The organism is Nocardia sp. NPDC055050, from assembly GCF_053608345.1.
This window is the reverse complement of the sequence record NZ_JBSGVG010000004.1, coordinates 244,586-271,295: the sequence shown is the minus strand read 5'-3', so window position 1 is coordinate 271,295 and position 26,710 is coordinate 244,586. Positions and strand designations below refer to the sequence as shown.

At 69.4% G+C, this 26,710-nt stretch carries 15 protein-coding genes; all 15 read right to left on the bottom strand.

What is annotated here, in order from left to right; translation table 11 throughout:
• Positions 1-95: 95 nt before the first annotated feature.
• A complete protein-coding gene (locus tag ACWGCN_RS07050) occupies positions 96-389 on the bottom strand; it encodes a WXG100 family type VII secretion target (protein WP_378632332.1) in 294 nt (97 codons plus the stop codon).
• 31 nt (positions 390-420) lie between these two features.
• The gene (locus ACWGCN_RS07045) at positions 421-750 is read right to left on the bottom strand and encodes a WXG100 family type VII secretion target (RefSeq protein WP_378993625.1); all 330 of its coding nucleotides are present in this window, start codon (positions 748-750) and stop codon (positions 421-423) included.
• Positions 751-792: 42 nt separating this feature from the next.
• The gene (locus tag ACWGCN_RS07040) at positions 793-1,584 is read right to left on the bottom strand and encodes an ESX secretion-associated protein EspG (RefSeq protein ID WP_378993626.1); all 792 of its coding nucleotides are present in this window, start codon (positions 1,582-1,584) and stop codon (positions 793-795) included.
• On the bottom strand, positions 1,581-2,561 hold the full coding sequence (locus ACWGCN_RS07035) for a PPE domain-containing protein (protein ID WP_452458625.1): 981 nt from the start codon (positions 2,559-2,561) through the stop codon (positions 1,581-1,583). The genes ACWGCN_RS07040 and ACWGCN_RS07035 overlap by 4 nt, the downstream gene beginning before the upstream one ends.
• Positions 2,561-2,863, bottom strand: coding sequence for a PE family protein (locus tag ACWGCN_RS07030; RefSeq protein ID WP_358062216.1), 303 nt, complete (start codon positions 2,861-2,863; stop codon positions 2,561-2,563). Before ACWGCN_RS07030 ends, ACWGCN_RS07035 begins: the two co-directional genes overlap by 1 nt.
• Before the next feature lie 28 nt (positions 2,864-2,891).
• Positions 2,892-4,226, bottom strand: a complete 1,335-nt coding sequence (locus ACWGCN_RS07025; RefSeq protein WP_452458626.1) for a hypothetical protein — start codon at positions 4,224-4,226, stop codon at positions 2,892-2,894.
• 32 nt (positions 4,227-4,258) lie between these two features.
• Positions 4,259-4,570 (bottom strand): type VII secretion target, encoded by a 312-nt coding sequence (locus ACWGCN_RS07020; RefSeq protein WP_378632320.1) that lies wholly within the window; start codon positions 4,568-4,570, stop codon positions 4,259-4,261.
• Positions 4,571-4,670: 100 nt separating this feature from the next.
• A complete protein-coding gene (locus tag ACWGCN_RS07015; protein WP_452458627.1) occupies positions 4,671-4,967 on the bottom strand; it encodes a YbaB/EbfC family nucleoid-associated protein in 297 nt (98 codons plus the stop codon).
• A gap of 25 nt (positions 4,968-4,992) precedes the next feature.
• Positions 4,993-5,325: a hypothetical protein gene (locus ACWGCN_RS07010; protein ID WP_378993630.1), complete on the bottom strand. Its 333-nt coding sequence runs from the start codon at positions 5,323-5,325 to the stop codon at positions 4,993-4,995.
• Between the two features lie 29 nt (positions 5,326-5,354).
• The gene (locus ACWGCN_RS07005) at positions 5,355-6,137 is read right to left on the bottom strand and encodes an ESX secretion-associated protein EspG (protein WP_378993631.1); all 783 of its coding nucleotides are present in this window, start codon (positions 6,135-6,137) and stop codon (positions 5,355-5,357) included.
• A complete protein-coding gene (locus ACWGCN_RS07000; protein WP_378993632.1) occupies positions 6,134-7,891 on the bottom strand; it encodes a hypothetical protein in 1,758 nt (585 codons plus the stop codon). Before ACWGCN_RS07000 ends, ACWGCN_RS07005 begins: the two co-directional genes overlap by 4 nt.
• 175 nt (positions 7,892-8,066) lie before the next feature.
• Positions 8,067-8,543, bottom strand: a complete 477-nt coding sequence (locus tag ACWGCN_RS06995) for a YbaB/EbfC family nucleoid-associated protein (protein ID WP_452458628.1) — start codon at positions 8,541-8,543, stop codon at positions 8,067-8,069.
• Positions 8,544-8,640: 97 nt separating this feature from the next.
• Entirely contained in the window at positions 8,641-9,840 is a 1,200-nt protein-coding gene (locus ACWGCN_RS06990) for a hypothetical protein (RefSeq protein ID WP_378993633.1), read from the bottom strand.
• 16 nt (positions 9,841-9,856) lie between these two features.
• Positions 9,857-10,606 (bottom strand): toxin-antitoxin system YwqK family antitoxin, encoded by a 750-nt coding sequence (locus ACWGCN_RS06985; protein WP_452458629.1) that lies wholly within the window; start codon positions 10,604-10,606, stop codon positions 9,857-9,859.
• Between the two features lie 22 nt (positions 10,607-10,628).
• Entirely contained in the window at positions 10,629-26,708 is a 16,080-nt protein-coding gene (locus ACWGCN_RS06980) for a WXG100-like domain-containing protein (RefSeq protein WP_452458630.1), read from the bottom strand.
• Between the last annotated feature and the right edge of the window lie 2 nt (positions 26,709-26,710).

Here is a 26,710-nt window from a genome sequence, read left to right as displayed (position 1 = left end):
GGGACAAAGTGCCGAAGGCACGAGTCCCGCCCCGTTTTTCGGGTGGCCCCTCAGGGGCCGCGCTCGAGCGCGCCAGCGCTCCAATAACTCAGCTCCTAGAAATCAGCGAAACCGTCGCCGACCTTGCCGTCGGCCTCGAGCGCGCGGTTCAGCGCGGACTCGACCTGAGCGGCGAGCTTGTCGAGCTTGTCGAGCGTGTCGGTCAGCTCGGTGGTGACGTTCTTGTGCGCGGTGTCGAAGGTCGAGATCGCCTGGTCACCCTGCAGGTTGTTGCGGAAATCCGAAGCGGCGCCCTCGAGTTCGTCGATTTCGCCCTTCATCTTCCCGCCGTAGGTCTGCAGGTCGCTGAACAGCTCGTTCATCGCCGCGGGATCATAAAGAATGGTCATAGCTCAGTTCCTGTTCGTGTCTGAATCGCGGTCAGAGGTTGGTGTAGCCGCCGCCACCGCCGGTGGAACCGCCACCGGACAGGCCTTGGCCGTCCATGTTCACCAGGGTGGACTTGCCGGAGCTGACCGCTTCGGTGAGCCGGTCGAACTTCTTGTTCAGTGCATCGGACTCGTCGTGCCAGGCCTGGGCGACCTTCACGAACTCGTCGGAGGCGTCACCCTTCCAGCCGCGGAGCACGGCCTGGGCGGCGTCATCGATCTGGCCGACCGACGTGCGGAGGTTGCCGATGCTGCTTTCGAGCTTGGAGACGACGCCGTCTACGCCGCCTGCTTCTACACCTACTGGTCCCTGAGGGGGCATGTGCCGAACCTTTCCTACTTGATGGTTGAAACGAGAGATGGCTTAATCTGGCCGCCACCCCCCACCGGGAAGCCCCTCGAGGAGCGCACCGATCGCCTGCGTGAGGCGGTGATCGGTGCCCGGCGTGATGGTCGACCACACCTGCCCGTCGGGCGCCGTCATCGGCGCTACGACGATCCGGCCGCGCGCGGTGTCGTACACCGCGACCGCGCCAGGGGCTCGGGTGGTCAGCCCGTCGTGGTGGACTACGGCGACGATCTCGGTGTAGCCATGGCAGGTGCCGAAGGCCGCGCCGAGCACGGTCGCCTGGTGCGCGTCGATACCGAGCGCATACATCGCGTCCACGTACTGGGAAGTTGTGCCGGCCGCGTCGAGACGCGCCGCCAGGTCGTCGGCAGCGACGCTCACCGGCGCTACCTCGGCGGGCGCGCAGGTCGGCAGCGCGGCCAGTAGCAGGCGGGCGAGTTCGCGGTCGGATCCGTCGATGGCATCGGTGGCGATCTCGAAGGTCTCGCCGGTGCGTACCGCGCTGGCATGACCGGAACCGCGGCGGGCCAGGCAGATTCGCCGCCTGCCGTCGTCACCGTAGCCACGGGCGACGAGTTCGGCGTCGGGTTGGGCCAGGGTGTGCAGCGCGCCCGCCAAATCGGGTTCGACATCGCCGTAGCTGTCGAAGATGCCGGTGGCCGTGAGTTCGGTGACCGCGGCGTCGCGGGCCGCGCGCCAGGCGTCGAAGGTGTCCTGCTGCGGGCCGACGGCGAGCACCAGCGGCAGGGTCTGCACACCGAGCCGGTCGGCGACGGCGAGCAGCGCGTCGTTGGTGAGCGTGGTCATGGCCGTCCCTCCGCGGTGGCGGTGCCGCCGGTCTGCGCGGCGGCGCGCTCGGCGACGCCGAGCACCGCGGGCGCGGCCTGGATCTCGCCTTCGGCGACCAGCTGGTCGGACTCCTCGTAGGCCAGGCCCGCGCGCGGGAAGCGGGAAGCCGAGTCCTGGCCGCCGCCTTGCGCCATCGCGCCGGGGACGAGCGGCGCCGACTGCCCGGCCGGGGCGGTGGTGACCGGCGCAGTCTGTGCCGTGGTTCCGACCGTGGTCGCTGACTGAACGAAAGTCGGTGCACGGTAAGCAGTCTGGACCGGAGTCGGCATCGACGGCAGCGCGCCGAGGCCGATCGCGCCGATCCCGGGCATCGCCCCGGCGCTCGGCGTCGGCGACGCGCTCTGACCCGACTTCTCGCCGGTGAGCGCGGCTTCCGGGGCGATCGGCGGTGGCGGCGCGTGCAACCACGGCGTCGCCAGCGGTTCGGTGGCCGCCTCGTAGCTGCGCATCACCCGGGAGGCAACGGCTTTGGCCATGTCGGCGTCGGCGTCGGTCTGCGCCGCGATGGCCTTGATCGGCGCACCGAGGGCGGCGCCGACCTGTTCCAGTGCCTGCTGCATCGCCGTGATCGCGGCGATGTCGGCGGTATTGGGCATGGCGATGGCCGCCACCTCGTAGGCGAGGACCTGGGCTTGCATCCTGGCCGCGTTGGCGGTCGCGGCCGCCGCGGTCTCGAGCAACCACTCGCGCAGCGTCGAGATCCGTTCCCACACGAGCTCGCTGCTCCCGGACTTCCAGGAACCACGCAAGGTCTGCAGCACCTGCTCGTAGTCGAGCACGGCCGCGCCGAAGGCCGCGGCGAGCCGCGTCCAGGCGGCGGCCGCGTCGGCCATCGGCATCGGTCCGGCACCGGCGGTGAGGTCGGTGGCGAGCTTGTCGGGCTCGCGCGCCTCCCACACCACTCCGGTGAAGCCGGGCTGCGGTGGTTCGATCATTATCCGTTGAAGCCGCTGGTGTTGTCGGTTTCCATCTGGTCGAACTCGCTCACCTGCGCGCGCAAGGTGGCGGCGAGCTTGTTCATCTCGTGCGCACCCGCCTCGGCGCCGGTCAGGTAGTCGTCGGCGACGCCGTTGGCCGTGTTCGCGGCGCGCACCGACACCTCCTCGGTACCGGCCGGTGCCACGTGCAGCGCCGGTGCCACGGCGGTCAGTTCGGTGGTGAGCCGGTCGGCGATGCCGTCCAGCGCTGCCGCGGCTTTGCTCGCCGCGGCCGAATCGAATTCGAAGGTGTTACTCATCTGCCACTCCTGTCATGGTCGTGCCGCGTCACAGTGAGAGTTCTTTGTCCGGCGGAGCATCGGTGACCACCGGTTCGGCGGCGCCGACGACCGGGGTCGCCACCCCCGCGATCTGGCCGACGACTTCGTCGCCGTGGTTTCCGGTGACAAGCTGCGAGTGCACGGCCTCGTTGCCGCCGCCCTCCACCGCGCGCGCCATCGGCATGCCCGCGCCGGCACCGCCCATCGGCATCATTCCCGGCGACGAGCCGCCTGCCGATGCCGTGGTCATGTTCGCGCCGCCGGAGGTGGTGCCGCCCGCGCCGCCGACCGCACCGGTGGCACCCACAGTGGACAGACCACTGGCGCGACCGCCCTGCCACGGACTCAGTGGTGACGACGACGACCCGACGCCGCCGATCGCACCGACCCCACCGATCGCGCCGCCTCCGCCGCCACCGCCACTCGCGGCGGCCAGCTCCTCGGCGGATTCCTCACCGGTCGCGGAGATCTCGGTACCGGTGGTCGTCGAGCCGGTGGTACTGGTCGACAGCGAACTCACCTGTTCGGCAAGCGAACCGAGCGAGGAGACCGCGGTGCTCGCGGTACTGATCAACGGCGTGATCAGGCTCATCAGCTGGCTCAGCGACTCGCTGCCCGCGTCGACGCCGGACGGTGCGTTGGTCACCTCGACCTTCTCACCCGCCTGCACCATCTCGCCGCTGCGCGCCAGCATCTCGGCCTTGGTCTCGGCCGTGATCGCCAGACCCTCCGCCATCGCCTCCATGGTCGCCGCGATCAGCACCGCCTGACCACCCGGTGTGAGCACGTAGAGCGGAGCGAGCGCCAGGGTGGCCGAGTACCGGGCGATCACCGCGGCCAGCTTCGCGCCGCCGACCGCGACATTGCCCGCCGCCTGGGCGAGCACCGCCTTCTCCTGGGTGCTCTGGGTGGCGAGCTTGGCGCCGTCGGACTGGGCCGCGGTCGCCTTGGTGGTCGCCTCCGTCGCCGCGGCGCTCTGCCACAGCTGCATCACCGTCTGTAGCGCGGTCGAGCCGAGCGACATCACGGTCTCGAGCACCGAGGAGATATTCGTCAGTGCCTCAGCGGGATTGCTCGACGTACCGGTGCCCGAGGTCGCGCCGGTACTGCCGAGCGCACCGGTGCCGAACGCGGAGGCCAGCTCGGTGAGTGGCTGCATCAGCGCCGTCAGATCGATCGTCGGCAGCGCGGGCATTTCCGGCAGCTGGATGAACTCGGGCAGCTGCGGCAGCTGCGGCAACCCCATCGAGCCGAGCACCTGGCTCACCGGCTGATCGAGCATCGGCGCAAACGAACTACCGCGCAGCACCTCGAGCACAGTCGGATCGACCGACGCTGCCACGCCGGCCGAATCTCCCCCTGGATACGTCATCGCTACTGATCGACCGCCGAGATACCCAGCTTGGACGCGCCGTCGGCGCCCTCATAGGTAGCGGCGGCCTGGGTGGCGGTCAACGCGGTACCCGCGTGCACCGCGGCCAGCTGGGCCACCGAGGTGAGGTGGTTGGCCTGCGCGTACGCGAACGACATCAGGAATTCCTGGCCGATCAGGCCGAACACGGGCACCGCGGCGGCCATCGTGGCGACCTGGTCGACCGCGCCTGCCTGGGCGACCCCCGCCGCCATCGTGGCCGAGGCACCCGCGTACGCACGAACTGCGTCCGGAACTACCGCAACATGGTTCATGGCTATCGTCCAATCTCGAAACAGCCCATGGTGTTTCGTTACTTTATCTACCCGTCCGGCCCTGACACCACACAAATCTGCGGTGAAGATCAGTTGAATCTCACGTACCGGCCCGGTTGTACGCCGTTACCAGCTCGGCTCGCTCACCGAAGGCGCGGTGCGCGGCGGCCTGCGCGGTCTGTACCAGCACCCGCTCGAAATCCGCCGGTGACAACTTGGCGATCGCCGCGCTGAACTCGAGCCCGACCAGCGCGCCCGCACCGTCGACCGTCACCGTCACCGCGCCGTCGGGCGAAATTTCCTGCGCCCGGATGCCATTGGTGGCATCGGCCAGATCCTGCAACCGATAGAGCTGACCCTGCACTTTCGCGATCAGCTCGTCCATGGTCTCGACCATCGCCTTGTCCTCCCCTCTTCGCTCGCTAGACCGACCGCAGCCAGCTGTCCGGCTCGGTGTCGTATTCCTGCTCCTCGACGATCTCCGCCGCCGCGACCTCGGTCTCGGTGGGCAAACCCGTCGCCGCCAGCAGCGCCGGGTCGAACCCCGCCTCCGCCAGCTGATTACGCCGTGCCAGACCCGCCCGCTTGGCCGACTTCTGGCACAACCGCAGGATCTCGGCGGCCAGCTCGGCGGGGTCGCGGCGGACCTGTTCCCGATCCACCGTGATCCCCACCGGCAACCCCTGCTCGGTGGTACGCACCACGATCGCGCCCGTCACCGACGACGCGCTGAACTCGGTCGGAAACTCGTCCACGACTCCCCCTTCCGTCTGGCCCGGCATCATTACGCCCGATCGTCCCTGATGGCTCTGACAACTTCGGCGATCTGAGTGTTGATCAGCGACACCACCCGCCTGCGATCGGCACCGACCGCCACCCGCGGCGTGCCGGGCACCAGCACGTAGCGACCGTCGTCGGTCAGGTCGCGCCAGCCCAGCCGCAAGCGCACGATGCCGCGCGGACCGAATCGCGACCAGCCCTGCTCGATGTCGATGAAACCGTCGCGGTCGAGCGGCGCCTGCTGAAAGGTCAGCGTCCGCACCGCGGCATCGTCGTCGTAGTGCTGAACCAGCGAGCGGCCGTAGGAGTGATCGAGCTGGTCGTCGGCCGGTTCGTCGAGGCGGATCTCCTGGCCGCGCCCCGCTTCCGCCGGGGGCAGGTGGCCTGCGACGACGTCACCGAGAGACAGCGCATCATGGCGGGTGATCACGAATCCCTCAGCGTGGTACAGGGTGCGGCCGGGGCGCTGGCGCACCAGATAGCCCACGTCGCCCTTGCGCGCCGCGAGCATGCGCACCGAGAACGCGGGATCGGTGAGTCGCTCGCCGCCGCCGTAGCCGCGCACGATCAGCCGGATATCGGGATGGGTGAGCACGTCGATGATGTCGTCGAGCTCGTGCCCCCAGCGCTGCTTGATCGTCATCCAGTTGTGTTTCAGCGTGAACTCCGCCGCATCGGAGGTGCTCGGCTCACTGCTGTGGATGAACGGGTCCGGCATGTACTCCTCGTCGATGCCTGCCCACAGCGCATCGAACTCGTCGCCGGTGAATTCCCAGGTGGGCGTCACTGTTCCACCACCGGCCTCGCGACGATCGGCGCGTCACCGAGCGCTTCGTCCAAGTGGGTCGTCGAGTCGAGGTAGTCGGCCCGCTTGTGTTCCTTCTGCTGGCCCTGACCACCGCCGGCCCCACCCATCGGCGACATCGGCATACCACCCATCGGCGAACCGGCCGCCGACGACGCGACGCCCGTGCGGAAGCCCTCCATCCCTGTGGTGGCCGAAGCCCGCGGGAACAGCTTGGACGCGCTGTCCAGGCTGGGCGACAGCGGCGCGGCGCCCGCACCGGCGCCACCACCGCCGGAACCCGAGCCACCGCCGCCACCGCCGCCCTTGCTCGCCGCGCTGAGCGCCTTCTTGGCCTGGTCCTGCAGGGAACCGAGCGCCGCGGAGCTCGGAATACCCGCCAGGGCACTCTGTTCCGCGGCCGAGGTCGCCTGTTCCACGGCCGACTGCGCGGCGGAACTGGCCTGTTCGAGACCGGATTGCAGGGCCGAGGTCAGCTGATCGGTCGAGGACGACCCCGTCGATCCCGTCGAACCGGTCGACCCCGGCGAGCCGTTGCCCGTGGTATCCCCGCTGCCATTACCCAGCTGGCTACCGGACTTCTGTTCCTGCAGCTCCGCCATGGCCTTCTTGAACGCGGCGGAGGTGTCGCCCGAACCCGATCCGCTCCCCGAACCGGAGCCGCTCCCGCTGCCGTTTCCGGAGCCGTTCCCATTTCCGTTCCCGTTGCCGTTTCCGTTCCCGTTGCCGGTTCCGTCCCCGGAGGACGGCGCGGTCGGATCGGGCAGCGTGGGAATGTGGCTCGTGGTGCTGTTGAGTCCGGGAACGTAGGTGTTCCACATGACCTGGCGGCCGTTCTTCGCGCAGGCTTCCTTGTCGGCCTGTGCCTGCGAGCCGTTGGGATCGGAGTAGCACCGGGGCAACATGAGCGCGGTCGCCAGCCCCTTGGAGGTGGCGTTGATCCAGCCGACGGTGTAATCGAGTGCGGCGGCCACCTGTTTGGTCTGATCGACCAGCAGTCCGTTGGCCTCGTGATAGGCCGACATCGCCGACATGGCGCGCGTGGCGCCGCCCGGGCTGGTCCAGCTCTTCTTGCTCGCTTCGACTTTGGCGTTCAGGTCGTCGAAACCCGTTTTGAGCCAGCCTGCCAATCTGCCCCAATACAACGCGGTGTGAGCCAGATTCCCGGGAACCGTCGACAGGGAATTCATGATCGCCTGAAGTTCGTTGTAGTTGTAGCCGCCGGGGCCCTCCGCCTTCATTCCGGCCGGATCGAAGGTTTTGCCGTCGGACAGGATCTTCGGCAGGTTGACCGCGGTCGCCACCGCCGGAAACTGGACGACCGTGGGCGGCAGCGGCGTCTTGGCCATGCCTGCGCTTCTACCCTGCTCGATCTTGGTGCGCAGCGCGTCCAGATCCACCTTGCTGCCGTCCTCGGCGCCCTTGTAATGCCGGGCCGCGTCGAGAAAGGTGTTGGCGACATTGTCGAGTACCGTCTCGTGCTTGCCGAGCACGGTCTGCAGCTGACCGGCCTTCCCTTCGAACTGCTTCGACAGCTGTTTGCCCGACTCCAGCGAGGAGAACTCGGGCAGGTTCGAGACCATGTCCACCTGGGATTTCACCGAGTTGACCCAGTAGCGCGCGTTGTTGGCGGCTTCGACCAGGTTCGGCAGCGCCGACGGCTCGAGCATCAGCGATCCGTCCGAGGCTGCCGAACGCAGCCCCGCCCACTGATCCTGCGCCGATGGTCCCGTCATGAAGTCGACCCTCCCTGTCCGTACCGGTGTCGCCTCGCGCCCCGCCTGGCACCGCTACCACGACACCGCCGATTCGCACGGCTTGCTAACGATTCTACGGTCTGTCACATGAATTACGCATGTACAGCAGCGATCTCACTGGTGGCGATGGTTCGACCATCTCCGACCATCGCGATCACCAGCCCGCGTCGGTAGCGGGCCGCGACGGATCACGGGATCCGTCGTCTTCGTCGGTCGAGAGTCGTTCCCGCTCCGGCGAGTTGGGCGGCTCCAGCGAGGCTTCCACCGGCTGCGGAATCGCGAAACCGTCCATGTCGTCGACCAATTCGGTGATCTTCGGCAGGCGGGCGCGTTCGCTCTGGATCGGCGCCATCAGCGCCTGCGTCTTGCGGGCCACCTCGACCGAGGCCTGCTGCGCGGCCTCGGTGACGGCCTTGGCGATCTCGGTGTAGGTGAGGTCGTCGATGTCGGGGGTGAACTTCGTCTCGATGACCTTGTAGTCGGCGTTGACCGTCACCGTCACCCGTTTGCGCACGGTGGCGCTGGCGATGATCTTGGCGCGGTCCTGCTGGACCTGCGCGATCGCACGCATCTGGGTCTGGACAGTCTCGAGGATGTCCGCCATCTGTGCCTTGGCGTGCTCGTTGGCCATTCCCGGTTCCCTCCGACTCGCGGGCCGTCGCGCCCAGCCCGTCGGTTAGCGAGCACACCACAACTGCCACACCCACGCAACAGCACGACGCCGTACGTCAGGTCGCCAGGCCGACGGTGTGGGTGCCCGCCGAACCGGCGAGATTCAGCTGGAACCAGGCGGAATCGACGTTGTAGACATCGTCGGGAAAGACGCGGGTGAACGCCTCCCTGGCCACGGCCCCACGCTCGGCGGCCTCGACCAGGCCGGGGACCGCTTCCTTCTGCGCCTGACCCGCTTTCGCGCCGAGCAAGCCGGTCAGCACGTCGACAACGGTCCTGGTGTCCCACATCCCGGGGACGGCGGACGTCAGCGCGTCGGCGCCGGCCGACGCGCCCCGATACCAGCGGCCGCCCTCCCACCAATAGCAGAAACTCAGCAGACCGTTCTCGGCGCGGCGGTTGATCACCGGCTCGGCGACCCAATCGGGCGCCCCGAGGAAGAACTGCGGCATCGGGAGGTCTTTGTTGTAGACGGCGTCGAGTTCCGGTGCGTCCCACACCCCGCCGGAGAGCACCGCACGATCGCCCGGGAGCAGACACAGGGTGGAGCCGCTGTGTTTCGAGCCCTCGAAGACGTGGAAGGCCGGCGTCACCCGCGGTCCCCACTTGGAGCCGATCGCCACGAACGCGGCGGCGATCAGCGCCCACCGGCGGGCCAGGAGATCGAGCGGCGGGAATTCCACGTCCGGCGCCGACCCGATGGCGGTGCGGCCCGCCGCGGTATCGGCGCGCGCCTGCTCGGCCGCGGCCAGCGGCGTGCGGATCTGCCGGTTGCCGTGACCGATGTAGGCGGCCAGCCAGATCGGCAGCCGGTCGCGCGGATAGATCTCGATGTCGGTGCGGTACACCGTCGGCGGGAAGAGCTGGTCGTCCGGGAACGGGTCGTCGCCGTAGTCGTATTCGACGTTCATCCGGCCCGCGTTGCTCAGGGTGAGCAGGTAGCGCCACCACGGCCCGTCGCCCATCGACGCGGAGAGGTGCCGGTGCTCACGCAGCAGATCCAGCAGTTCCGGGCTCGGGAACACCCGGGCGAAACGCTCCTGCTCATCGTGGAACACGACCATCGACACCTCGGCCGCCGCCGTCAGCGCGAAGGAAGCCTCGACCTTGGTCCAGCCCGGCGGACCCAGCGCCGCCAGCGTTTTCGCGATGCGATGACTCAGGGCGGCGGCCCGATCCGTGATCCCGTCGTCGTCGGCCACCACCGTGGTGAGGGTGAATCCGACATCGGGATCCCCGGCCAGCTCGTCAGCCACTGCGCACTCCTGTTGCCTAGTCCTGGTTCTCGCCGTACCGCGCCGTCACGGTGCCTGCCTCGTCCCACACAGTCCGGGTGAGCAACGCGCCGCCGGGGGCGAAAACGGTTTCTTCCTTGCGATTCCCGGTGGGGAACCAGGTGCACCATCGGCCCACCTCGTGCCGATCGGCGTACTCGCCGGTGTAGCGCGGGGTGCCGTCGAGGTACCAGCCGCGCGTCGGACCGTCGGGGTAGCCGTCGGTGTAGCCGGCCAGGTCGGTGATGGGACTGCTCGGTGCCGGGCGGCGGAACTGCCTGCCGGTGAACGGCTCGGCGCCGTAGTACATGCGGCCTTCCTCGTCGTCCCAGCGGAACGCGGGATCGTCCGCGGGCAACGCGTCGGCCGCGATGTCCTTGCGGGTGCGCTCGTCCTCGAATTCGATCACCTCACCCGCCTGGTTCCAGACCGAGTGGGTGAGCAGCGTGCCCTCGATGTCGTAGACGTCCTCCAGGCGGCGGGCGCCGTCGGGATACCACTCCTGCCAGGTGCCCACGGGCCGGTTGCGGTAGAACTCGCCGTTGTAGCGCATGGTGCCGTCGGGGTACCAGCCCGTCCAGTCACCGTCGCGGTCGCCATCGTCGTAGCTCCAGTACTCGCGCCAGGTACCGTCGGGGCGGGTCTGGGTCACCGCACCGCTGTAGGGCTCACCCCGATACGACAACCTGCCGGTCGCCGCGTCGATCACCACATCCGGATCGCTCAGTTCGATCGGATCGTCACTCACCTTCGAAACCTCTCCGATCGCATCAGACTCGGTCGCTGAAGATTGTCATCCGGCCCGCCGGATCGGCAACCACGTTACGGATCAGCAGGCCGAGGTCCAGCTCCGGCGGCAGCGAACGGTAGATCAGCTCACCCATCGGCCTGCCGTCGACCGCGACCGTGAACCGCGTCATCCGCTGCCGTGAACGCTCCCAGCCCACGTGCGCGGCCCAGGTGAGCTCGATCGGCTGTGCACCGACCTGCACCATCAGCCGATCGGCGAGCCGATAGAAGATCACCGTCACCCCACCGAGATCGGCGTACAGGCCGTCGGCGCCGAGTTGTCCCGGCGCCGCGGGCCGCAACGAACCGGACCGCGGATCGAACTCGGCCAGCACGCCACCGCCGTACGGACGGACGAGCAGCACGATGTGCTCGGTCGGCGGCTGATACTCCGGCCGATAAGGCCTGCGGGTATCGCCCTGCCCGCCGGCAGGCGGCATCGCGGGCGGCGGATACATCGGCGCACCACCCTGCGGATTACCGGTACCCGGCTGCTGCCAACCGGATTGGTCGAGGGCCGGGTTTCCGCTCACCGGAGGGTAGAGCTGGCCATTGCCCGGAGGGTGACCATTGCCCGGCACGTACGGCTGACCGTTACCGGGTGGGTACGGGTGACCACTTCCAGGCGCGTACGGCTGACCGTTGCCGGGGTACGGCTGACCGCTACCGGGGAACGGCTGACCGTTACCCGGGGGGTACTGCTGCCCACTTCCAGGCGGGAACGGCTGACCATTACCCGGCTGGTACGGCTGACCACTACCCGGCGGATAGGGCTGACCATTGCCTGGCGGGAACGGCTGACCGCCTCCCGGCTGATCCGGCATGCCCGAGCCAGGGGGTTGCGTTCCCCACGGCGGAAGAGACGGCAGACGTGGATTTCCGCCCGGCGGTGTCGGCTGGACCGGCCACGACGGCACCGTCGGTTCGTTCGGAGCCGGCTCAGTCGGCGTCGGCTCAGTCGGCCACGGCGGCACAGGTGGCAGCGGCGGCTCAGTCGGTACCGGCGGCAGCGGCGGTACCGGCGGAAGCGTCGGCGCAGGCGGAAGCGTCGGTACCGGCGGCGCGGGCGGCAACGGTGGCACGGGTGGAACCGGCGGCAGCGGTTCGCCCGGCGGCAGAGGAGGTTTCGGTGGCACGAACGGATTCGGCTGATCCGGCGGGCACGGCGGATTTGGCTGGCTCGGCGGGCGCGGCGGTTCCGGCTGGCTCGGCGGTTCCGGCGGCAGCGGTGTCTCCGGCGTCAGCACCAGCGGCGGCACCGGCCATTGGACAGCGTCGAACACCGGCACGTCGAGCTCGACCTCGTACTCGTGCGGCGGATGCGGAATGTGCGAACGCATCGCCGACCCCGGCAATTGTCTGCGCACTCCCGGCCGCCCCTCACCATCGGGCGACCGCGGCGGACCCTGGCTGTCCCTGTCGGAACCACCGTCCCGATCCACCAGGTCGAAGCTCTTGTCGGGATCCCCCGAATCAGCGTTGTCCCCACCCTTGTCCGAGTCTCCGGCCGTGGTCGGCTCACCGTCATCGACACCCGAATCCGGATCGTCCACCGACGGCCGACGCGCACCCTGGCCCGTGTCGAACCCTTCGTGTTCGACCCGACCAGTATCGGCCTGTTCAACGCCCGATGTCGGTGTGTCCGGATCCGCTTCGCCCACAACTACATCCGCACCAGGCTCACGCGGGATGGACGACGGATCCGCCTGCCCAGCCGCAATACCGGGCCGACCCGTGCCGACGTCGCCATTGGAATCCGGCCCCGCAGGCAACGCCAGCGGAACCTGGTTGTTGCCGTTGACATCCGGACCCGCAGACAATGCCGGCGGCGCGGGTGTACCGGGGCGCGCAGGCGTGGCGGGATCAGGTGTGGGCAGTGCGGGGGAATCCGGAGTGGGAGCACCGTGGGTCGGCCCACCGTTTACCGCGGGCGGGGACGTGGGCGCGTCGATCTCGGGGTCGGTGACGAACGGTTCGTTGAGGAGCTCGCGCAGGCGGGCGATGTCGGCGGCGCGCTGCCGGATCTCGTCGCGGATCTCCTCGTGCACCCGCGCCAGCTGTTCGAGGGTCAGGCGTTCGTGCTTGTCGATGCGGCCGTCGCGGAACCACTCGTAAACCTGTGCCACCCGCTTGTCGTCGGCGTCGGTGAGGTCGACACCGAGCAGACGCGCGTGGTCGCGGCTCGGCCCGGGGACGGCGTCCTCGGGGGCGGCGGGTAGCGGCGACCGGTTGCCGAGGTCGTCGGCGCCCACTTCGCGCAGGAAGTCGAGGGCGTCGCGTAGGTGCACCGGAGGGTCGTCGCCGATGGCGCGCGGGTCGGTGTCCGGGTCGTAGACCAGGTTGTCGGCGTACGGATCGACCTTCGCGAGCGCCCGCACGTAGTCGGCGAGCGGCCCGACGAGATCGTCGATGTCACCGCGCGCGGCCCGGTTGGACAGCGCCTCGGCCAGCACCGCCGCGTCGAGCGGCAGCGCACCGCGCGGCAGGCCCAGATGGGGGGCGAGCGCGTCACGGGCGGCGTCGACGGCCGCCGGGTCGAGTGCGCGCAGCAGCTTCGCGTAATCGGTGAGATTCGCCGACCGCTGACGATGCAGCTCCACCCGCGTCGCCGGATCGGCGAGCCCACGGGCGATCACGTCAGGGCTGAGCGCCTCCGGCGTGACACCGAAGCGCAGCGCCAACGCACTGCGCGCATTGTGCAGCGCGTTGAAGTTGTCGATCGCGTCGGCGCTGCGCGCGTAGTCGACCAGGCCCTCGACCTGCCTGGCCCGCACCTGATTGGCGCGTTCCTGCTCGGCGAGCAGCGTGTCGAGCTGCTCCCCCGCCAGGTTCGACGGATCGTCGATGCCGAGCCGCTGCGCCACCTCGGCGATGTCGGCCCGGAGCTCGGCCAGCGAACGGGGTTCCGGCACAGGCTGATTCGTGTCATCCGCCACGGCGGGAAGACCGGCATCCGGCTCGGCGCCCGTGGGCGGCCGCTCGATCATCCGCCACGGCTGCGTCCCGTCGCGCACCATCGTCGCGTCAACCGTGCGCCCGTCCACCTCGGTGCGCAGGTGCCGCACCTCGGGCGCGTCGACCTCGAGGATGTGCACGCGGCCGCCGTCATCGATCCCGACCACCCGGATCTCGATGTCGACCTCGCCACGGTTGAGCCGGTCGATGAAGTCGGCATCGGCATCGGCGAGCGCACGGGCCAGCGCGGCCTCGTGTCCGGCCCCGGTGTCGACGATCGCGATCTTGCCGTTCTCGGGGTCGACGACGAGCCGATCGCCGCTGTCGCTGTCGTTGAAATCGGCTACTCGCTGGGTGAGTTCACCGAGTACTCCGACGTTGTCGTCCAGCTGCCCGCGCAGCCTCGCGATCTCGCCGTCGAGATTGTTGACCAGCGCCTCCAAGTCCGCCCCGGCCAGGTGTGCCCAGGTGGACCGTTCGTCACGCAGTCCGGCGCGGCGCAGCGCGTCGTCGAAGATCTTGCGTGCGTCCTCGGCGTGCACGGTCGGATCGCCACCGTCGTCGCTGAGATCGCCCCAGATGTTGACCCATTCGCCGCCGTTGTTCACCCCGCGCCAGTTGAGCATTCGCAAGCTGAACTCGTCGCCCTTGGCCGCGACGACTTCCTTGAGGTAGGCGCCGAGCGGGTCGTTGCTGTGGAAGTTGGCGGGCCGGAACGGGATGTCCGCGTGCTCGGCGTTGAAGAATCGCGCGGCCGCTTCCAGCGCCTGGATCACACCGTCGCGGCGCAGCAACCGGTATTCGGCCTCGGCGACAGCCTTGCGCAGCCCTTCTTCACTGAAATCGGTGAGCTGGACCCCGAGTTCGCGGGCCAGCGCTTCGAGCACGGTCGCATCGGCGATTCGCCCGTTGACCGCGTCGACCACATCCCGCAGCCACGGCGGCAGCGGTTCGGCAACGGCGGGAACTTCCTCGCCCTTGCTCGAAATCTGCACCGGCTCATCAGAATCCGCGAGTTCCTTCAGCTCCCGCGCAGCCAGCTCCCCGGGCGACAAGCTCTCCGGTTCGAGCAGATGCTCCAGCCCCGCGTCGCGCAGGTCCTGCTCGATCTGACGGCGCAGCTGCGGGTCGGCATCGGAGATCCACGGCTTGTACTCGCTGCCGTCGAGATTGCGCAGCGGCAGGAATTCGCCCGCCTGATCGGCGATCCGCGAGGACAGGTGCTTGAGGATCGGCACCAGCTCGCGGTTCTGCCACATGAGCACACCCTCTTTGAGGATGCGCGCCGGATTGAACTTGATCTGCAGCTGGTCGTATTCGCCACCTGGCTGGCCTGGCGTCGAGTCCTTCACCGTGGTCAACGGCAGCCCGGCACTGTGGCCGAGCATCGACTGACCGGCACCGTCCATGCTCGATCCGGACGGGTACTTCGGATTGTCGCCGTAGTAGCCGCGATTGACGAGCCGGTCCCACAGCTTGCGCAGCCAGTTCTTCTTCGGCGGCACCTCGACCGCCTTGTCCGCGGTCGAGGTGAACGGCTTCGGTTCGATGCGCGCGAGTGGTTCGAGATGCCAGGCGTCGGGCCCGTCGGCCACCAGCCGCACCAGCATCTTGTCGCCGTCGACGTCGAGCGACAGCACGCGGTCGTCGAGCTCGGTGCGCACCATCTGATACAGGTGCGCCATATCACCGGCGTCGCGCGTCACCCCTGCGCGCAACCGGTTGAGGTCGTCGGCGGCGCGGACGAGACCGGGGTCGGCAGGCAGTCCCAGCCGGGCCGCCCAGCGCCGAGCGATGGCCTCGCGCAGCGCCCGCTGCTGCGGATCGGTGGCGGCCTCGGCATGCCGGACCGCGGCGGCGAACGCCTCGACCGCACCCGCCCGCAGCAACTGGCGGTACCGGGCGGCGTCGAGGGAACCCGCATCGGTGAGATCCACACCGAACCTGGCGGCCAGGCGATCCATCGCCTGCTGCGCGGGCTCGATCCTCGGCCCGCCGGGCCGGCGCGCACCGTCTTCCGGCGGCAGTATCGCGGACGGGTGCAGCGGCGTGGCCTGCGGGTTCGGCTCCGGATCGGCGCCGACGGAGGGTCGGGCGTCGTCGAGTCCGGCCAGCCGCAGTTCCTCGGCCATCTCGGCACGCACCTGCGGATCGCCCTCGACCCGCCAGTGGTCGAGCCCGTCCTGCAACTCGTCGACGTCGAGCGGCTCGTAGTCGTCCGGATACCGCATGGGTGTGCCGAGTTCGGCGTCGGGATCCAGTGCGCTGTCGAGGAATCCGCGGGCCCGCGCCATATCGGCGATCTCGGCGAGCGCTCCGAGCGGATCACGCTGACCGGTGAGCGCGTCACCGAGGCCGAGCGCTTCGGCGAGTACGCGGACCTGCTCGGCTTGCTCCGGGGTGAGCGGTGGCGTGTCGGCGGTGGCCGAGGGCGGCAGATCGCTGAGTTCCTGAAGGAACTGGTGGACATCGTTGAGGAAGTCTCTGCGCTGGTACGCGCGCTGGGGTGCGTCGCCGGCGTCGACACCGTCGGTGACCGGCTGATCCAGCACGGCGTCGCCGGGTACGGCCAGTTCGGCGGGCGTCTTGGGCAGACCGAAGTCCAGTGGCGACGAATTCTTCGCAGGCTCTTCGGGTTCCGGGCTCGGCGCGGTCGGCGGACGCGACGGCGGCTTGGACGGCGGGCCGCCGGGCGCCGTCTGCGCCGCGGGCGGATCCCCCGAATCGTCGTCATCGCCACGCGAACCGTCGTCCTCGCGCGAACCGTCGTTGTCGCGGGAACCGCCCTCAGAACGCGAACCGTTGCCGCTCTCGCTTGTCGACCCGTCCCCACTGTCCGGCGTCGTGGCACCACCCTGCCGTTCGACCGCGGCGGCGAACCGGGCGGCCATTTCCGCACGGGCAGCGTCGAATTCCTGCTGTGCCCGCAGATACGACTCGAGGGCCTGCGCGTCGGCCAACGCCTCGGCGTCGAGCTCGTCGGGCCGTGTCTGCGCGGCCTCGGCGAGTTCGGCACGCAACGCGTCGAACTGCTGCTGCGCGGCGAGGTAGGACTCGAGCGCGGCCAGGTCGGCCGCGCGCACGGCGAAATCCGCGTCGGCGTCATCGCCGCGCTGCGCGGCGGTCTCCGCGTCCCTGGCCGCCAGTTCCTCGAACCTGGCGGCGATGTCCGCCTGCGCGGCGTCGAAATCCCGTTGGGCGCGCAGGTACGACTCCAACGCGGCCAGATCCGCGTCGACACCGTCGAGATCACGCAGCGTGTCCTCCAGGGCGGCATCGGCGCCGTCGGCGCGGCGCTCGTCCGCCTGGTCGTGCAGCTTGTTCTGGCGTTCGACGGCGTCGTCGATCATCGCCAGCGGATCGACCGGCTCGCCCGGTCCGACCAGATCGTCCAGCGAGGGAATCGGTTCGGCCAGTTCGCCGGCGACCTCGTCCAGCTTGCGCATGGTCTGGTCGAGCTTTGCGTCGGCCCGATCGTCGAGGTCGCGGCCGCGTTCGGGCGGCACCTCGGAATCAGGTCGGCCCGAATCCGGTTGCGGGCCAACCGGTCGCGGACCCCCGCCCGACTTGCCGCCCTCCGGCGCCGCGGGCAGCCCGCGCCGCCCCTCGGGCAACGCGTCGGGCTGCGAGCCGGGGTGCTCTCTGGCCGGCGTTCCCTCGGCGGGCGGCAGGTCGGCCACCGGCCGGTAGAACTCGTCGGTGAGCGCCTTCAGCTGCTCGAGCTGCTCGGTTCTGAGGCGGATCTCCTCGCGGATGGCCGCGATCTCGGCGGCCAGCTTCTCCGGGCTCAGACCCTCGTGCTTCTCGATCTTGCCGTCGCGGTAGGCCTCGTAGATCTCGACGAACTTCGCACCGTCGGCGGTGGACACATCCACTCCGACCAAGCGTGCCCAGTCCCGATTCGGCTGTGGCCGTGGATCATTCGGTCCGACCGGCTCGTCCGCGCCATAGGAGCGGGCGATGTTGCCTGCGACCTGGGCGGCGAAATCGGCGGGATTCGCACCGGGCTCGGCGGCGCCGACCACATCACGCAGGCCGTGGATCGCGTCGCGGTCGTAGATGTGCGGGTCGCCGGTGGTGCGCGGATCAGCCGCTCTGGTGCCCGCGGGATGATCGGTGTAGGGGTCGATGCGCATCAGCGCGTCGGCGTAGGCGGCCAGCGCCTCCCGCGCATGGTCGCCCGCGCCGAGCCGGTGCATCCGCGTGACGAGTTTGCGCAGCTTGGCCGGATCGATGCCGCTCTCGGCCGGGCCGACCTTCGACCGGCCGGTGCGCGGGTCGGTCTTGCTGACCTTCGGGCGCAGCGCCTCCGGATTCCCCGGGCTCAGTGCCTTGATCAGCGCTTCCTGCGCCGCCTTGACCGCGGCCGCGTCGACGTTGCGCAGCTGCTGGGAGTAGCCCGCGGTCTTGCTCGGTTCGCGCTGCTGCCCGTCGAGCAGGTCCTCGAACTGCTGCTGGCGTTTGCCGCGCCGCTGTTTCGGATCGGTCAGGGCCTCGGCGATCCGTCTCGGCGTGAGCTCGCTCTCCGCGATACCGAGCCGCGATGTCAGCTGATCGCGCGCGTCACCGATCAGGTAGAAGGTCTCGATGTCGGCCATCGTGCGGGCGTAATCGAACAGCGCCTCGGCCTGCCCGGCGCGTACCGCGTTGTCCAGGTGCAGCGCGCGGATGGTGGCGTCGATATTGTCCGGGTGCAGCGCGGCCGGACCCAGACCGAGTTGCCGTGCCAGATCGACGATTTCGCGAACCATGTCCGCACGGTCACGCGGGGCGTGCGGCGGTTCCGGTGTCGCCTGGACCGGGCGCCACTCGCCGTCCTCGCCGCGCATCATCGTCACCTGCAGTTCGGCGCCGTCCACGGTGCGCCGAATGTGCTGCACCTCCGGTGTGGCCACCGGATCGAGGAACTGCCTGCCCGCGCCGTCGGCGTGCACGGCCCGGAAGTCGGGCCGCAGTACCCCGTTGTCGATGTCGATCGCCAGCTCCGGGTTGTCCCGCAGCGCGCGGGCCAGCGCCTCCTCACGGTCGAGCGCACCGTCGACAACCAGCAGCCGGTCCGGCCCGCCGTCGGCATCGGGCACCCGCGCGACCTGATCACCGTAGGACTTGCCCACCGGTTCGGCGCCGTCACCCTGCAGGATCGGCTGCGCGGCGGCGATGAAATCGGCGAGGTTCTGTGCCCGCTGCCGTGCCGCGTCACGCAGCTCGTTGAGCGTCGGCTCCATGCGATCGCCGGACAGATCGCTGAGGTCACGGCCGAACATCGCCGCCCAGCCGGACAATTCGTCACGCAGCTGGTCGCGGCGCAGCGCGTGTTCGAAGAACTCGCGGGCCCGCGCCTCGTCCCGGCCCGGCTCCCGATCATCGGAGAAGCTGGCCCATTCGGGCAGCCGGTCCGCGCCGTTGCCGACCCGGTCGTAGTCGCGCAGCGAGGTGACGCCCTCGAAGGCGACGATCAGGTCGCGCAGGAACCGGCCGAGCGGATCCTTGTCGAGGAAGCTGACCTCCCGCGAGAACGGCACCGGGCGTGGGGCACTGGTGTCGCCCCAGTGACTCCGCGATGGGTCGGCGCTGCCCGGTTCGTCGTCGTCGTAATAGTCGGCGTCGTCGCGTGGTTCGTCCGACTCGAGCTCGCGCAGACGGTCCGGTCCGTGCAGGGTCCGGTCGTCAGGGGCAGGCGCCGGGTCGGCGGGATGATCCGCACGCCGGTACGGGCGGGTCTGTTCCTCGTCGGCTCGGCGTGCCGCGTCGGCCAGGCCCTCGATCGCACCGATCTCGCGCAGCAGCCGGTGACTCTGGAGATCGATCGCCCGGCGCACATCCCGAGCTCCCTCACCGTCGAGATCGATACCGAGCCGCTCGGCCATCTCGGCCAGCGTCTCGCCCTCAGGCGGCGGACCCTGCTGTTCCGGCGGCGCCTCGGCGGGCGGAAGGGGTGCGTCCTCCATCGCCCGCGCCTCGTCGGTGTCGATGAGTCCGTTGAATTCCAGATCGTCGATCAGGTCTTGGCGCAGCCGCGGATCGCGAGCATCGGCGAACAGTTGCTTCAGGATGTCGCGGACCTCGTCGGCGTCCATCCGGTTGGCCCGCAGCTCGCTGAGCACGGTGTCGCGCACCGCATTCGGATCGGCGTCGGAGATCCACGGCCGGTATTCGGTGCCGTCGGGGAAGTACACCGGGCGGTAATCGCCTGCCGAATCCGCCTCGCGTCCCAGTATCCCGCCGATAACCGGAATGTGCTCACGGTTGTGGTACCAGGTGAGCCCCTCCTTGCCGATCCGCGCCACGTTCAACGCGGGATCGCCTGCGCCGGGCGGCGGTTCGCTGATCATCGGACCGTCCAACGGCGGCGCGGGATGCGCGGGTGCCGGCGACGCGGGCGGGTCGGTCAGCAGATGCGCGCCGCCACTGACGCCGTCGCGCAGCGCGGTCTGTCCGCGCCCGTCGAGACCCGATCCGGACGGGTACTTGAGATTCAGCCCCTGATACCCGGCATTGAGATCGTCGACCAGTTTCCGCAGGGCATTCCGGTTGTCGACTTCGGGAATGTCGGCGTCATTGCGCGCGGGCACATTCTGCGTGGCCTCGTCGCCGTCGTTCCGCGCGACCACCCACTGCCCGTCGGCCAGCTGGATGTGCAGCGCGACGACTTCTCCGTTCGCACCGAGTTCGACGCGCACCTCACGCTGCGGCGTTTCGGGTTCGGGATCGGCGAAGTCCGGCCTGCGCTGACGGTTTTCGCCGTCTTCGTCACCCATGAAGTCGGTGCCGTCGTCGATACGCGGCGCGCCGTCCCACGAGACCAATCCTGGCTTGCGGGGGGTGCCATCGGGATTCAGCTGGCCGTTCAGGTCGGCACGCCGCTCGGGTGCGATGGGATCCTTCGGATCGAAGCCATCGTGATTCCGGTAATGGCCTTCGGCACTTTCGGTCCCGGACACCATTCTGGTGCAGTTCGCACAGCAGAGCATTCCGGGGTGGTCGCGGTTACCGACACTCACCGGAGCGTGCACCAGCGAGCGCATGGCATCTCGATCGGTCGGCGCACCTTGCCGGTCGCGATCGTGCAGAGCTTCGTTGGTAGTCCGTACCTCGGCGTGGCGCAACGGATCGTCACCATGCGGGAACGCCTGCTCGCTCCTCACCCCGCGTGCAAGCTGCGCTATGTCCTGACCTGTGGCCCTGACGTTTTCGTCGACGCGCGGATGGAGCTCGTCGACCTGGATGCGGCTGCCGCTGGGACCGTTCGCAGCCTCATAGACCCGGCCGGTGAGGCGATCGATCGTGACAGCCATGACCGGGCCGATGGGGTTCTGGGTGTCGTACGCCCGAACACAGTCGCTCTGCGCGCGGTCGAGTTCTTCTCTCAGACCATTGAACGTCGCCTCAGTTCGCTTCAGCTCCTGGACAGCAGCACGCTTGTCCTCCGGCGCCGCCTGTTTGAGCGCGGCGATCGCGTCCACTTTCGCTCTCTTCGCCGTTTCGAGCCGCCGCTCGACTTCGCTGCGCTGGGCCTCCGCAGCCACGATGTCGGCAGCCCGCTGGCTCTTGGCAGCATCGGCCGCCGTCGCGTAGTCGGCCGCGCGGTCGGCGGCAAGTCGACGCGCGTAGTCGTCGATGTACTCACCATCGATCGACACGATCTCGCCGTCGGCGTCTCGGACGATGTCGCCGTCCAGTTCACCGAGCAGGTGTGCCTTCGCATGGGGCACATCACTGGAACCCGGATCATCGGCAGTCTCGGGCACCGGTGTGATCTTCGACATCGCCGGCCCGAGGTCGGCCGCATCGTCGGTCCGGGAGGCCGGAGTTTCGGACGAGTCCGTCGGCAAGACATCGTCGTCGTCCATGTAGTCGATCCGGTCGTCACCGTTTCGAGTTTCCGAATGACCGTCCGGTGCCGGTGAATTGTTCAGGGCTGCTGCTGGATCGGCGGCGAACGGCAAGGGCACATCAGCCAGCAGGTTCGTGCCGTCTCGCTCGAGCAACAGTTCGGTGACCGTCACCTTGCCCTTCTCGGATGCGTGGACGAGCTTGTACTCGACCTGCAACGTGCCGTTGTCGCGGGCTGTGCGCAGCGCATCGACGGCTTCTCGCAGTGCGCGCCCTTCGGGACTGTCGGGATCAATACCGCGGGCGCGCATCTGTTCCGGTATCTCGTTGAGAACGCGCCGCAGATTCTGATCCATGTCCAGCGTGCGCCGGAGGTACTCGGGAGAACCCTGTTCCGCGCGAGCGATCTTCGAACCACCGAGTCCCGCGCCGACGCCCTTGGCCTCGATCACGAGCAGGGTCGGCGGCGAATCAGCATGGGCGGGTGGCACATACGACGCGATATCGACGACGCCTGCACCATCGAACGCGCCGACGAACGGCGTGAGCAGCACCGCCCCGGGTCGGCTCAGCGCCACATCGAGTCCCGCTGTCTCACCGAGCAACTTCGAGACGCCGACCATCTCCGTGCCGAGCTTGTAGTACTGCTCGGCCACGGACTCCAGATCCGCCAGGGACTCCAGCTTGGCGACCATCTCCTCCGGGGTCAGCGATTCGTCGGCCATGACCTCCGCGGTGAGATCTTCGATCTTCCCAGCGACCTTCTCCGGCGCCAGATCATGTCGGTTCTTGACATCGAACTCACCCATGAGGCGATCGAGGTCGTCTCGTACCCCGTTGCGCTCGGTTTGGAGTTCTATCCGACGGTCGGAGGCATCGCTCAATGCGTCAGCGCGATCCGAGTCGCGCATGGTGTGCGTCTCCGAATCACCCTTCTGCACCTCATGGAGGTATTCGCTGTCGACGAGCGGGTCGCCGCGCAAAAACCCACCTTCGGGGCGCTGGAGACGGAATCGCTGGTCTCGAACAGAGTTCGCCGGGTCATCGACGTGATGCCAGGTCCCGTCCGGATCTCGATAGCTGTCCAGCCGATCGCCAGGCCGGCGCAACAACCCGTCGTCGCCACGAACCATTCCGCTCGAGACCGAATCATCAGATCCGCGATCCGGACCGGCGACATCATCGTCGTCGCCCATGAAGTCGGTCTCCGGATATTCGGGTGAGACCAACCGGGGTTCGATGGGATTGCCGTCCCTGGCCGCCTGTTCGAGATCGGCGTGCCGCAGCGGGTCGACCCGGGGTGCCCCTTCGTCGATGATGTGGCCCGCGGTGCTCTCGGTGCCCTGCACCACCCGGGTGCAGTTGGCGCAGCAGGGCGCTTCGACGCCACGACTGGGGACGAACGGCGAGTTGAGAATGGAGGCCAGGCCGTCGAAATCGGTCGGCAGCTGGTCGTCCGGCCCACGCTGCTGGTTGAGCAGTTCCCGGTCGTGCAGCGCGGCGTTGGTGCCGCGCACTTCGGCGTGGCCCAGCGGGTTGTCCGTGTGCGGGAAATGGGCCGGGTCGCGCCCGTTGTGGTAGGCGTCGGTGGGGTCCTGGTAGCGGGCGACGTTGTCGTGCAGCGTCGGGTGCAGCTCGCTGGGGTGGATGCGCTGCTCGGAGGTGCCGTTGGCGGCCTCGTACACGCGACCGGTCAGGCGGTCGATGGTGATGGATGTGACGTGGCCCCGCCGCTTGCCGGGCAGCCGCTCGGCTTCGGCCTTCTCCAAGCGCTTGGCGGGCGAATTGCCTGCCTCGGCTTCGGCCGCGTCGGCGGCCAGGAAGTTGTCGAGGGCGGTCTTGGCCGCCGCGGCCTGCTGCTTGGCGTCCGCGACGCCTGCTTCCGCGCGTTGCACCCCGTCCGCGGCGTCCGCGGCGGCGCGGTCGAGCGCGTCGGCGTCCGCGGCGCCACGGTTGCGTGCGTCCGCGGCGGCCTCGACCGCGCGGGTGTGTGCTGCCCGGGCGTCCTTGAGGGCCATCGCGGCATCGCGCACCGCCCGGCCCTTGTCGGACTTCGCGGTTTCCAGCGCCTGCTGCTGGGCCTTGTGCTGCTCGTAGTCGGCGACCAGGGCCGCGTCCGGCGTGGACGCGTCGACGAACGCCTGGCCACGCTCCTCGCTGAGCCGGTGGGAGAACTCGTCGATCGGCTCCCCGCCGACATGGGTGATCCGGGGTGGGTCGCCCGCGGTCTGCACCATCGGGTCGTTCGGATCCAGCACGCCCAGCAGATGCGCGTCGACACCGGGCGTTCGGCTGAACGGTGCGTTGACGGTCCCGGGTTCGGGTTGGAGGAACGACATCGCGGTCGGGCGGGTCGGCGGGTCCTGGTCGCTCATGAAGTCGACGAGATCGCGATCCAGTGGTGGGCCGTCGCCGTCGAGAGTGTCACGATCGCGAGGATCGGACGGATCGGAATCCGTTCTGGGCGAAGGTGTATCGCTCGGTGTCGTCGCGGACTCCGGGCTGAACGTGCGCCACTTGCCACCGCGATCGATCACCGGGTCCGAGCCCGGCTCGCGCCGCACACCGACGCGATCGGTCGGCGCGGTGACATCGACGCCGAGCTGGTCGGCGATGTACTGCGCCCAACCCTTGCTGTTGCCCGCGTGGCAGGAGAGCAGCCGGATCGGCGTTCCTGGAACATAATTCGGGTTGCTGCGGATCGCGTCGACGATGTCGCGCGGGTGGACCGGGTCCCCGTTGCTCGGCGTCACCGAACCGTCGCGCCGCCCGTGCACGACCACGTCGTGGGAGCCGTCGTTGCGGACATTCTCGCTCACCCGGTGCGTGCGGGCGTCCTCACCGATGGCCGTGCCGGTCGGATGGTGCACGACGCCTTGGCCGTTGGGCAGCTGGGTGTCGTAGACCGGGCCGCTGTCGTTGTCGTCTGGCTGCGGTTGCCTGCGATCATCGCCGGAGTCGGCGCGGTCCCTCGGCGAGGCGGTGTCGTCGGCGCCCGGTCGCCCGGGACGACCTGTCTCCGGGCCCGGCCGGGCCGGGCTCGCGCCCGGATCCGCACCGACGATAGGCACCACCGGCGGAATATCGGCCAGCGGGTCGGACTCCGGGCGAACCTCCGAATCCCCGGCACGAGTCCGGTCGGCGATTGCCTCGGGCTCGCCCGCGCGGGTCGGCGGCGCTTCGCCCGGCGCGGCCTGCAACCCCTGCAGCGGCGTCTCTGCCACACCGGCGCCGCGCTGTTCACCGACACCCGCGCGACTCTCACCATCGGGTCGACTCGTCGCACCGGGATCTTCGGCGGTGCCCTGCGGGTCCGCCACCCTCGACTCATCGACAGTCGGGTTGTCGGTTCTGACTTCCGGTGCGCCGGAACGAATGTCGGATCCGGGCTGCACACCGTCGGTCAGCCCCGCGCGGACTTCCGGAGCGCCGGGGCGGGCCGCCGGCTGCGAACCCTGCGCGGGCGCCTGCTGGCCCGGCGTGGACTGCTGCGGCGTCGACTGCGTTGGCGCAGTGGGCGATTGAGCGGGGCTCGCGGCGGGCTGACCGGTCGTCGGCGTCGCGGCCTGATTGGTGACCGGCGCCTGACCGGTCGCGGCAGGCGAGGGCCCCGCCGTCGCCGCGGGCCCGGCACCTGTCATACCCGCGCCGACCGGCGCCCCGGCCTGCGTCGCGGTGTCCCGGCTGGTCGCCGGAGAATCGTTGACCTGCGTCACCGGCTGACCACTCGACTGCGCGTCGGTGCGCGTGCCCTCGCCGACGCTCGCGCCGTCGGCCTGGTCGGCCTCGCCCGCCCGGGACTTGTCCTGCCCGGAATCCGACTGTGCCGCAGGGCTTTCCCCTTCGGCACGGCCGCTGCCGTCCTGACGACCGCCGTCGCCCGCCTGCGATTCACCGCCCTGCACCTCGGGCTTGGAATCCTGTCGCCCAGCGCCCGCGCCGCCCTCTGCCGAGGACTGTCCGTCGTCGCCGGACTGCTGATTCGCCCGTCCCTCTTCGGAATTCGTCGGCCCTTGGGCTTCTCCTTCGGGCGACTGCGTGCTACCGGCGGGGCGCATCGACTGGCCGTCGTCACCCGCGCCGGCCCGCGACTCACCCGAGCCCTGGTCGCCCATGGTGTCGTCGCCCGCACCCGCGCGCACGCCGTCGTCACCACCGGCACCGGTCGCCTCGTCGTCGGCTCCGGCCCGGTTCTCGCCCTCCCCGCCGGGACGGTTGGACGACCCGTCGCCGCCCGCACCGTCGTTCTGCCCGAACGTTCCGAGGTCGTGGCCGGGCATGGCATCGCGAACCTGCGAGCTGAAGCTGGGGCGCTCGAACAACCCGGGCTTCATCGCCGACCACGCGGAATTCGCCCCGGCCTTGTTCAGCCCCGAAAGCCCACCGTTGGTGGCACCCGCACTCCACATGAGCGGGTCGGACGCCGCGGTCTTCAGGTTGTTCCAGGCCTGATCCCACCCCTGGGTCATGCCCTCGTACCCGAATTGGCCGAGCATGCCGCCGCCCGCGCCGACCAGGCCGGCACCGGTGCCGGTGATCGCACCCTTGAGCCAGGGCGACATCCCGTCGCCGAGCCGCTTGCCGAGGAAGTGGCCGAACGGCCCGGCCGCCAGACCACCGGCGGCGGAGGAGACCGCGGCCGCCTTGACCTGGTTCCAGTCGACCTCCTTGCGGTGGCCCTGATCCACCTGCCACTGCTGGACGCCGAGTTCCTGCAGGGTGCCCAGCGCCGTGTCGATCGCGACGTGCTGGCCGATGAACTTCAGGACCCGGGTGATCACGGCCTTCGCGCCGTGTCGCAGGATCGCGGCCAGCACGCGCCCGAAGATTCCCCGCGCCACCACGCGGGTCACGCCGATCGCGGCGGCCTCCACCGCGGGCGCTGTCGGCGGAAAGATCCACGCCGCAGCGATTTCCAGCGCCAGCAAGCCCAGCGAGGACAGGAACATGATCTTGGTGTATTCGATCTCGGTGCCGGTCTGATACACCGAGTCGCCGAGGATGTCGAACAGTTCGCCCAGCTTGGTCACCGACTGGTCGCCGCGGGCCATCCCCTCGAAGGCCTTGAGCATGTCCTCGACGCCGTCGCCCTGCGGATATGCCTTGAACGCAGCATCTTTGGCGGCGTCGACGTCGTCTACCAGGCCACGAAGACCATCTGCGGCCGTGCGCCAGTCCTCGGCCATGGCCCACATCTCGTCTTCATTGCCCTCCGGCCACTCCATGCCGGCAAGAATCGAGAGCCAATGCAGCCCAGATGGGAGATCTATCATGG

Coding starts and splice junctions, on each gene's coding strand:
- ACWGCN_RS07050 (WP_378632332.1), bottom strand. CDS start 389: ATGACCATTCTTTATGATCCCGCGGCGATGAACGAGCTGTTCAGCGAC.
- ACWGCN_RS07045 (WP_378993625.1), bottom strand. CDS start 750: ATGCCCCCTCAGGGACCAGTAGGTGTAGAAGCAGGCGGCGTAGACGGC.
- ACWGCN_RS07040 (WP_378993626.1), bottom strand. CDS start 1,584: ATGACCACGCTCACCAACGACGCGCTGCTCGCCGTCGCCGACCGGCTC.
- ACWGCN_RS07035 (WP_452458625.1), bottom strand. CDS start 2,561: ATGATCGAACCACCGCAGCCCGGCTTCACCGGAGTGGTGTGGGAGGCG.
- ACWGCN_RS07030 (WP_358062216.1), bottom strand. CDS start 2,863: ATGAGTAACACCTTCGAATTCGATTCGGCCGCGGCGAGCAAAGCCGCG.
- ACWGCN_RS07020 (WP_378632320.1), bottom strand. CDS start 4,570: ATGAACCATGTTGCGGTAGTTCCGGACGCAGTTCGTGCGTACGCGGGT.
- ACWGCN_RS07015 (WP_452458627.1), bottom strand. CDS start 4,967: ATGGTCGAGACCATGGACGAGCTGATCGCGAAAGTGCAGGGTCAGCTC.
- ACWGCN_RS07000 (WP_378993632.1), bottom strand. CDS start 7,891: ATGACGGGACCATCGGCGCAGGATCAGTGGGCGGGGCTGCGTTCGGCA.
- ACWGCN_RS06995 (WP_452458628.1), bottom strand. CDS start 8,543: ATGGCCAACGAGCACGCCAAGGCACAGATGGCGGACATCCTCGAGACT.
- ACWGCN_RS06980 (WP_452458630.1), bottom strand. CDS start 26,708: ATGATAGATCTCCCATCTGGGCTGCATTGGCTCTCGATTCTTGCCGGC.